The organism is Thermorhabdus hydrogeniformans, from assembly GCF_049310025.1.
Taxonomy (GTDB): Bacteria; Bacillota; Thermosediminibacteria; order Thermosediminibacterales; family Tepidanaerobacteraceae; genus JBJYKD01.
Genome location: NZ_JBJYKD010000130.1, coordinates 1 through 274 on the forward strand (window position 1 = coordinate 1; position 274 = coordinate 274).

General features: G+C 53.6%; 1 protein-coding gene. It reads right to left on the reverse strand.

Annotated features, from left to right (window positions below):
• The coding region (locus ACKX14_RS15795) for a tetratricopeptide repeat protein (protein ID WP_422449342.1) at nt 1-274 on the reverse strand (274 nt) is incomplete at both ends.

Below are 274 nucleotides of genomic sequence, written 5' to 3' on the forward strand. Positions count from 1 at the left end.
GACATTATTGAGGGCGACCGCAATTCCCCCCGCCCAGGCTGGTGGCGCCTTTTCCCAAATGGCTAATGACCGCTGGAAGAGCGCTTCTGCTTCGTCATACCGTCCTTCAAGCAGGAAGAGCGATCCCAGGTTGTTGACATCATTTGCCACTGACAGACTGTCAGGACCCGATATCTTCCCATCGATGACAACTGCCTCATGCAACAGAGCATCGGCGCCTCCGTAGTTTCCGTCATGCATAAAGATGAAACTAAGGTTGACCATCGCCGTAGTG